This is a genomic window from Sphingomonas sp. (genome assembly GCF_036677245.1).
GTDB lineage: Bacteria > Pseudomonadota > Alphaproteobacteria > Sphingomonadales > Sphingomonadaceae > Allosphingosinicella.
Genome location: NZ_JAKFCG010000105.1, coordinates 1 through 8,587 on the forward strand (window position 1 = coordinate 1; position 8,587 = coordinate 8,587).

General features: G+C 67.1%; 8 protein-coding genes and 1 pseudogene. 4 read left to right on the forward strand and 5 right to left on the reverse strand.

The features are described 5' to 3' along the window. Nucleotides 1–96 precede the first annotated feature (96 nt). Complete coding sequence (locus V6M48_RS11375) at nucleotides 97–1,467, forward strand: IS1182 family transposase (RefSeq protein WP_332812658.1); 1,371 nt, start codon at nucleotides 97–99, stop codon at nucleotides 1,465–1,467. A 179-nt stretch (nucleotides 1,468–1,646) separates the two neighbouring features. Here V6M48_RS11375 and V6M48_RS11380 read toward each other — a convergent pair whose 3' ends face one another. Continuing rightward, the gene (locus tag V6M48_RS11380; RefSeq protein WP_332812665.1) at nucleotides 1,647–2,705 is read right to left on the reverse strand and encodes an NAD(P)H-dependent flavin oxidoreductase; all 1,059 of its coding nucleotides are present in this window, start codon (nucleotides 2,703–2,705) and stop codon (nucleotides 1,647–1,649) included. Nucleotides 2,706–2,794: 89 nt separating this feature from the next. Further along, a complete protein-coding gene (trmB, locus tag V6M48_RS11385; RefSeq protein WP_332812659.1) occupies nucleotides 2,795–3,472 on the reverse strand; it encodes a tRNA (guanosine(46)-N7)-methyltransferase TrmB in 678 nt (225 codons plus the stop codon). Nucleotides 3,473–3,640: 168 nt separating this feature from the next. Between trmB and V6M48_RS11390 the strand changes: the two genes are divergently transcribed. Further along, nucleotides 3,641–4,024: a hypothetical protein gene (locus tag V6M48_RS11390; RefSeq protein WP_332812660.1), complete on the forward strand. Its 384-nt coding sequence runs from the start codon at nucleotides 3,641–3,643 to the stop codon at nucleotides 4,022–4,024. 55 nt (nucleotides 4,025–4,079) lie between these two features. Here V6M48_RS11390 and metK read toward each other — a convergent pair whose 3' ends face one another. The 3 genes from metK to V6M48_RS11405 all read right to left on the reverse strand — a co-directional run bounded on the left by metK (nucleotide 4,080) and on the right by V6M48_RS11405 (nucleotide 7,948). Beyond that, nucleotides 4,080–5,246: a methionine adenosyltransferase gene (gene metK / locus V6M48_RS11395; RefSeq protein WP_332812661.1), complete on the reverse strand. Its 1,167-nt coding sequence runs from the start codon at nucleotides 5,244–5,246 to the stop codon at nucleotides 4,080–4,082. Nucleotides 5,247–5,332: 86 nt separating this feature from the next. Beyond that, nucleotides 5,333–6,844, reverse strand: a complete 1,512-nt coding sequence (gene lnt, locus V6M48_RS11400; RefSeq protein ID WP_332812662.1) for an apolipoprotein N-acyltransferase — start codon at nucleotides 6,842–6,844, stop codon at nucleotides 5,333–5,335. Nucleotides 6,845–6,919: 75 nt separating this feature from the next. Beyond that, complete coding sequence (locus V6M48_RS11405) at nucleotides 6,920–7,948, reverse strand: UDP-glucuronic acid decarboxylase family protein (protein WP_332812663.1); 1,029 nt, start codon at nucleotides 7,946–7,948, stop codon at nucleotides 6,920–6,922. A 79-nt stretch (nucleotides 7,949–8,027) separates the two neighbouring features. On the opposite strand from V6M48_RS11405, the gene V6M48_RS11410 reads away from it, so the two are divergent. Further along, on the forward strand, nucleotides 8,028–8,354 hold the full coding sequence (locus V6M48_RS11410) for a hypothetical protein (protein WP_332812664.1): 327 nt from the start codon (nucleotides 8,028–8,030) through the stop codon (nucleotides 8,352–8,354). Next, nucleotides 8,354–8,587: pseudogene (locus tag V6M48_RS11415) on the forward strand (inositol-3-phosphate synthase); the annotation flags it as partial. The gene V6M48_RS11410 and the pseudogene V6M48_RS11415, both read left to right, overlap by 1 nt.

The following is an 8,587-nucleotide window of genomic DNA, read 5'->3' on the forward strand; positions in this document are numbered from 1 at the left end:
CCTATGTCCGCTTTCGACCTATTCCGTTGAAAAAGTCCCGCTTGCACGGGCGATGATGGTCTGATTCACTGCGTCCGAGCAGCGGGAGCCGGGCCGATGATGGGTGAGCGCCAGACCGATCAGCCAGAGTTGTTCTATGGGTTCAGTCTCGAGCGTCACGTGCCTTCGGATCACCTTCTCAGGTCAATCGACCGGTTCGTGGATCTCGGTGACATTCGCAAGCAGCTCCGGCCTTTCTACAGCGATATGGGACGGCCCTCGATCGATCCGGAGCTGATGATCCGGATGCTGATCATCGGCTATTGCATGGGCATCCGCTCCGAGCGCCGGCTGTGCGACGAGGTGCACCTCAACCTGGCGTATCGCTGGTTCTGCCGGCTGGGTCTTGATGGTGCCGTGCCCGACCACTCGACCTTCTCCAAGAACCGTCATGGCCGCTTCCGCGACAGCGACCTGCTGCGCCGCCTGTTTGAAGAGACGGTCGCGCGCTGCATTGCGGAGGGGCTGGTCGGCGGCGAGGGTTTTGCTGTCGACGCCAGCATGATCAAGGCCGACGCCAACCGCCAGAACTCAGTGCCGGGCGACGAGTGGGAGCCGCCCGACAATCCCGGCCATGCTGTGCGCGAGTATCTGGCCGTGCTCGACCAGGCTGCCTTTGGCGGCGCAACACCGGTCGTGCCGAAGTTCATCGCGGCGGCCGATCCGGCCTCGCGCTGGACCGGCGCCAATGGCGGGCTCGCCTTCTTTGCTTATTGCACCAATTATCTGATCGACCTGAAGCACGCGGTCATCATGGACGTCGAGGCGACCACTGCCGTCCGCCAGGCCGAGGTCACCGCCCAGCGCGTCATGCTCGACCGCACCCAGGAGCGGTTCGGCATCTGGCCCGAGCGGCTGGCTGGCGACACCGGCTACGGCTCGGCCGAGAACCTCGCCTGGCTGGTGCACGAGAAAGGCATCGAGCCGCACATCCCGGTGTTCGACAAGGACCGCACCGACGGCAGCTTCGCCCGTCGCGACTTCACCTATGATCCCACCGACGACAGCTACACATGCCCAGGCGGCAAGGAGCTCCGGCAATATTGGCAGGAAAGCCGCGCCGCCAAAGCTCAGCCGCCGGCTGACGGCCTCTACCGCTATCGCGCCCGGAAAGCCGACTGCGACGGCTGCGATCTCAGACAACGATGTCGACCAGGCGATGCCGGCCGCAAGCTGCTGCGCTCAATCCATGAAGGCGCCCGGGACCTCGCTCGTGACTTGTCGCTGACCGACGCCTATCTCAGCTCACGGCGAGAGCGGAAGAAGGTCGAGATGCTGTTCGCGCACCTCAAGCGCATCCTGAAGCTGGATCGCCTGCGCCTCAGAGGCCCAAATGGAGCAAAGGACGAGTTTCTCCTCGCTGCCACCGCTCAGAACCTGCGCAAGCTCGCCAAGCTGATCCCAATGCCGCAGCCGGCAATGGTCTGAGAAGGCAATCGCCCTCGTTCATCCAACATCCGCTCCGATCCCAGAGCCGACTTCTTCAACACAATCGGTCGAAAGCGGACGTAACGCCTGCGCCTGCACGAGCGTCCGTTTCGGGCACCTTGCCATCAGCCTCGATCGCCCGGCTTTGGCGCAAAGCGGTCGCTTAGCTTTCACGCGCCTTAGTAGCTCTCGACCCCTCTCGCCTCCCGCCACAGCAGCTCGACGAGCTCGGCGGCTTCCATAGTGCGGCTTAGCGGCGCTCCTTGGCCTGCCAATTGCGCTGCGAAACCGCTCTCGCCGGCGGCCTTGGCGGCGGCGTGCAATGCCTTTCCGGCATCATAGGCAATGGGATAGTCGGGTACCGGTACCCGCACTTCCGACCCCCAGCGGGTGAAGCGGTTCGCCAGGCAGCGCGCTGGCCGGCCCGAGATCGCCCAGGTTATGACCGTGTGTTCCGCGCTCGGACTCGCGAGCGCGGCTCGAAAGGCTTGGTCGGCGCTGCTTTCCGGACACGCGATGAAGGCGGTACCAAGCTGTGCTGCGACGGCGCCGAGCGTGAGCGCCGCTGCGATGCCGGCACCATCCATCAGGCCGCCAGCCGCAATGACGGGCAATGCGGATTGCCTGACCAGCAGGCGGGTCAACGCCATCGTCCCAAGCCGGTCGTCGGGCGCCGCCGGATCGAACACGCCGCGGTGCCCGCCCGCTTCCCATCCCTGGGCCACGACGATGTCGATGCCGGCGCGCTCGATCGCCCGTGCCTCGGCTGGGCTGGTCGCGGACGCGAGCAGAAGGCAACCGGCCTCCCTGAGCGCCGCGATCCGATCCGCGCTGGGGACGCCGAAGTGAAAGCTGACGACTGGCGGCGCGGCCTCGATCAGCATCGCGAGCATCTCGTCGTCGTCGGCGAAGCTTTTGTAGATCGTGCGCAGGGCCAGGGGTGGCTCGGCGCCATAGCCTTCAAACAGAGGTCGAAGCGCGTCGAGCCAGGCTTGCTCGCGTGCCTTGTCGGCGCGTGGAGTCGCGTGGACGAACAGGTTCACGTTGAACGCACGATCGGTGCCGGCGCGGGTCGCCTCGATCATCGAAAGTGCGCCTGTCGCATCGGTGGCGCCGACGGCGATAGAACCCAGACCGCCTGCGTTCGACACGGCCGCGGCAAGCGCTGGCGTCGACACCCCCGCCATCGGTGCCTGCACGATGGGGATGCTCACTCCGAGCCGTTCCAGCAAGGTCATGGCAAGCAAATGCGCCTGCCCGCGAGCGCGCGCAACAGACTCGATCACGTTCACGCCCCGCTCACTAAACGGTCATGACCTTTCGCCGCTCACACCCGCCGATAGCGAAAATACCACACCTCATGGCCCTTGCGCCGCGCCTTGGCTTCGTAGCGGGTCTCGGGCCAGTCGGCGGGGCGGGTGAGGAAGTCGGCGGCGCTTTGCGCGAGCCATTCGAAGTCGCGGCGCTGGTTCATGATCATCATCGACCAGCGGCAATAGGTCGGATCGTCGGTGCCGAGCCGGAACTCGCCGCCGGGCTTGAGCTTGGCGGCGATGAGATCGAGCGGGCCGTGGTTGATCATCCGCCGCTTGGCGTGCCGCGCCTTGGGCCAGGGATCGGGGTGGAGCAGATAGGCGCGCTCGAGCGCCGCATCGGGCAGGCGTTCGAGCACGTCGAGCGCGTCGCCCATGTGCACGCGGATGTTCGCGAGGTCGTCGGCGGCGATGTGGGTCAGCGCGCCCACGACGCCGTTGAGGAACGGTTCGCAGCCGATGAAGCCGTGATCGGGCCGCGCCTTGGCCTGGCCGGCGAGATGCTCGCCGCTGCCGAAGCCGATCTCGAACTCGAGCGGGCGATCCTCGCCGAACAGGCCGGCCGCGCTCAGCGCGCCGGCGGGCACGCTCAACCTCGGCAGCAGATCCTCGATCAGCGCCGCCTGCCCCTGGCGCAATTTGTGCCCCGAGCGGCGGCCGTAGAGGCGGCGGATGGTCGTGGGATCCGACATCGCGCCGCTATACAGACAAGGTGCGTTCAGCCAAGCTTTGGCAGAGCAGCCTGCGATGAGATGGAATCGCAGCCCGCTCTATGAGCTTTTGACGCCGCATTGCTGCTTGCGAAAAGCCGGTGCCCACCTTTTCGCGCAACGCTCCAGCCGCGCCCCAATGGAGGTTCGATGAAGGTCAAAGCCCTGCTCGCCGTCGCCTGCCTGATCGGCGCCGCTGCCCCCGCGGTCGCGACCGGCGGCTATTCGTGCGCGACCGCCGGCGCCGCGCCGCTGCGCCTCGCGATCGTCACCGCGCATGGCGTCGCGCCGGTGGTGGCGCAGGTCCGCCTCACCGAGCGCGGCCGGACCTTGTCGAGCGCGGCGCCCGGGGCGCGGCTGCTGATCGCGCAAAGCTGGATCGACTCTCGCGAGCTGAAGCTCGACCTCACCGATACGGGCCTCCAGCGCTACGAGGCGCGGCTGCGCGCCCGCATCACCGGCCGCCTCACCGCGGTCGGAACCATCACGCGCAACGGGGTGACGCGGCCGATCCGCTGCACGATCGAGCAATAGACGAACTCTCACCCGCCGAAGGAAACTAGACGCGGGCGCGGTTGCAACCCCGCGGTTAGAGCGCCTGCTTGAGCGCGTCGACCAGGTCGGTCTTTTCCCAGGTGAAGAGATCGCCCTCGGGCTTGCGGCCGAAATGGCCGTAGGCGGCGGTCGGGCGGTAGATCGGCTTGTTGAGGCCGAGGTGGGTACGGATGCCCTTGGGCGTGAGGCGCACCAGCCGAGGCAGCACTTCCTCGAGCCGCGCCGCGGTCACGCCGTTCATCTCGGTCTGGTGGAGATCGACGTAGAGCGACAGCGGCTCGGCGATGCCGATCGCATAGGAGAGCTGGATCGTGCAGCGGCGCGCGAGGCCGGCGGCGACGATGTTCTTGGCGAGATAGCGGGTGATGTACGCCGCCGAGCGGTCGACCTTGGTCGGATCCTTGCCGCTGAACGCGCCGCCGCCGTGCGGGCTGGCGCCGCCGTAGGTGTCGACGATGATCTTGCGGCCGGTGACGCCGGCATCGCCGTCCGGCCCGCCGATCTCGAACAGTCCGGTCGGGTTGACGAAAATATCCTCCTCGCCGGGCATCCAGCCCTCGGGCAGGACGTCGTTGAACACGCCCTTCACATAATCGCGCAGCTTGCCCTGGTCGGCGCCGGCGGCATGCTGGGTCGAGACGACCAATTTGGCGGCGCGCACCGGCCTGCCGTTCTCGAACACAAGGGTGACCTGGCTCTTGCTGTCGGGCTCGAGGAAATCGGCCGCGCCCGAATGGCGGTCGTCGGCCAGCCGCTCGAGCACGCGGTGCGAATAATGCAAGGTCGCGGGCATCAGCTCGCTGGTCTCGTCGCAGGCGAAGCCGAACATGATGCCCTGGTCGCCGGCGCCCTCGTCCTTGTTGCCGCTCGCATCGACGCCCTGGGCGATGTCGGCCGACTGGGCGTGAAGATAGTTGGCGAACGAGGCGTTCTGCCAGTGGAAGCCTTCCTGCTCATAGCCGATCTTGCGCACCGTCTCGCGCGCCGCGGCTTCGATCTCGGCGTCGTCATAGCCCCCGGCGCAGCGCACCTCGCCGGCGAGCACGATGCGGTTGGTCGTGACCAAAGTCTCGCAGGCGACACGCGCCTCGGGGTCCTTGCCGATCAGCAGATCGACCACGGCATCGGAAATCTGGTCGGCAACCTTGTCCGGATGACCTTCGGAGACCGATTCGGACGTGAACATGTAGTTGCTGCGCATCGCTGACCTTCTGTTCGCTGGCTGTTCGCTGGAAGACTTTTGCTCGGGGGAGATGCGGATATAAAGATATCCTTATATGACCGCCACTAGCGTTGTTTGCGGCGCACTGCAATCGCCGCGGCGGCGAGCAGCAGCGCCAGCAGCAGGGGCAGCGCGTTGCCGAAGCGGGCGAACAAGGTCGGCGGCCTCGGCGCCGGAAGCTGGGTGTCGATGACGCCCGCCTTGCGCCATCCGAGGCTCTGCAGCAGCCGGCCGTCGGCATCGATCACCGCCGAGATCCCGGTCGGGGTCGAGCGCAGCACCGGCAGCCCCTCCTCGATCGCCCGCAGCCGCGCCTGGGCGAGATGCTGCGGCGGGCCCCAGCCGCCGAACCAGGCGTCGTTCGACGGATTGAACAGGAAGGCCGGCCGGTTGCCACGCTCGACCACCTCGCCCGAAAAGATGATCTCGTAGCAGAGCTGGAACCCGGCCTTGCCGACCAGCGGCAGCGCGATCGTCTGCGGCCCCGGCCCGGGGTCGAAATCGACGTCGCCCGGCGCCAGGCGCGACAGGCCGAGCGCCGACAGGATCGGGCGCATCGGCAGATATTCGCCATAGGGCACGAGATGCGCCTTGTCGTAGCGCGCGATCACGCCGCCGCGGCCGATCGCGAAGATGCTGTTGGTCGCGCTGGTCGCGTCGATGCCGTCGGCCGAGCGAAGGGTGACGCCGCCGGTGAGCAGCAGGTCCCCCGGGCCGAGCAGCCGCGCGAGCGCATGCTGAAGCTGGAGCGCCCGCGCACGATAAAAAGGATCGCCGCGGCCGTCTTCGAGCGGCGAGGTCACCGCCGCTTCGGGCCAGAGCAACAGGCGCGGCCGGCTTCCGGGAGTGCCGGACATCAAGGCAAGCCGCTCGAGGTGGCGCAGCGCGGAGCCCGCCTGCCATTTGTCCTCCTGGCCGATGTTCGGCTGGACGATGCGCAGTGGGATCGAGGTCGGCTGCGGAGCGCCGCCGGCCAGCACCGCCGCCAGCAGGGTGGCGCCACCAACCGCACCGAGCAGCAGCCAGGCCGCGCGGCGCTCGCGCACGAGGAGCAAAGCCAGCGCGCCCGCGATCAGCAGCGCGACGGCCGAAAGCCCGTAGGTGCCGACCCAGGCGGCGAGGCGCGCGACCGGGGTCGGCAGCAAGGCGACGCCGAGCGGGTTCCAGGCAAAGCCGGTGAACAAGCCGGCCCGCAGCCACTCTGACACTGTCCAGGCGGCGGCGAAGATCAGCACGAATTTGACCGGATCGGCACGGCCGTGGCGCCAGGCAAGCCCCGCGGCGATCGCCGGATAAACGGCAAGATAGAGCGCGAGCAGCACCACCGCGATCCAGCCGAGCCAGGGCGGCATGTTCGCCTGATAGGTGAAGGAGGTCGCGATCCAGTTCAGCCCCAGGATGAAATGGCCGACGCCGAACCACCAGCCGCGTGCCAGCGCGCTGCGCAGGCTCGGGGCGCGCGCGACGAGGCCGAGCAGGACGACAAATGCGGCGAGCAGCGCCGGCCACAGACCAAGCGGCTCGAAACCGCAGGCGCTGACGAGGCCGGCAAGCAGACAAATGACGAGGGGCTTCACCCCGCCGCTATGTGGAGGAACGTGGGGATTTTCAATCCGGATCGGCCGCTGGCGCCGTCGCGCGCAGGTTCCGCCCTATTCGGCCGCCATGTCGTCGATCAGCTCGCGCTCGGCGTCGGCCGGCTTGCGGCCCTGCTCGCGCTCGGCGGCAAACCAGGCGGCGGTGGCTTCGAGCCCTTGCTGGAGATCGACCCGCGGTTCCCAGCCGAGCAGCTCCTTGGCGCGGCTGATGTCGGGGCGGCGGCGGCGCGGGTCGTCAGTGGGGAGCGGCATGTGGACGATCGTCGAGGCGGCTCCGGTCAGCGCCAGCACGCGCGCGACGAGGTCGCTGACCGTCAGCTCGGTCGGGTTGCCGAGATTGACCGGCGCGCCGGGCGAGGGCTCGCTGTGCATCAGCCGCATCAGCCCGTCGATCAGGTCGCTGACGTAGCAGAAGCTGCGGGTCTGCGATCCGTCGCCGTAGATGGTGATGTCGTCGCCGGCGAGCGCCTGGCAGATGACGTTCGACACCACCCGGCCGTCGTCGGGGCGCATCCGGGGGCCGTAGGTGTTGAAGATGCGCGCGACGCGGACGTCGGCGCGGCCGGTGCGGGCGAAGTCGAACGCCAATGTCTCCGCCGCGCGCTTGCCTTCGTCGTAGCAGGCGCGCGGGCCGGTGCAGTTCACCCAGCCGCGATAGCGCTCGGGCTGGGGATGCACTTCCGGATCGCCATAGACCTCGCTGGTCGAGCTGAGCAGGAAACGGGCATCCATCTCCTCGGCGAGGCGCAGCAGGTTGCGCGTGCCGAGGACGTTGGTGAGCATCGTATGCTCGGGATCGGCCTGGTAATGCGGCGGCGAGGCCGCGCAGGCGAGATTGTAGATGTGGCTGAAGCGGGTCTTGCCGCGGCGGATCGGCGCCGGGACGCCATCGATCACATCCCCCTCGACGAAGTCGAAGCGCGGATGGTCGCGCAGATGGCGCAGGTTCGAGGCACGGCCGGTCAGATAATTGTCGAGAGCGACGACGGTCGCCCCATCCTCCAGCAGCGCGTCGATCAGATGAGAACCGATAAATCCCGCGCCGCCGGCGACGAGGACTTTTTTGGCTTTTTTATTGGTCACGAGCATGTCCTCGCCAGCTTCTTCTTGATCATGATCTTCTTCTACCCGCATGTCATGGCAGTAACTCTGCCGTTTCTTTTTGGTCAATGTTTACAGCGGTCTGGATGGTTCAAGTGAGGAATTTGGCGGGGACGGCACGCCCAAGCTGGCGCTCGACCGTTTCGCGCGGCACGCGCCGCGCATCGGGATCATGCAATGGTTCCATTTCCAGGAGGATTGGCTCGACCGCAAGAGGGAGGCGATCGCCGATTCGGGGACGACCGTCGCCTTCTGCTTCACGCCCAACCAGGAAGGCACCGCGCCGCATCATGCCAGCCCGCCCCGCGATCCGCTCTATTTCGCCGATTTTTTCGCGCGGATGATCGAAAGCTATGCGCCGGCCCAAGCCAAGGCTAAGGTCGCCTGATGAAGACGGGGGATCAGACCATCAACGTTGCGATCGTTGGTGTGGGCAATTGCGCGAGTTCGCTGGTGCAGGGGATTGCGCATTACCAGAACGGCGGGGCCAATGCGCAAATTGGCCTGATGCATTGGGATCTGGGGGGATACCGCCCCAAGGACATCAGGTTCGTTGCGGCGTGGGACATCGATGTTCGCAAGGTCGGCGAGGATCTGGGGCGTGCGATCTTCGCCAAGCCC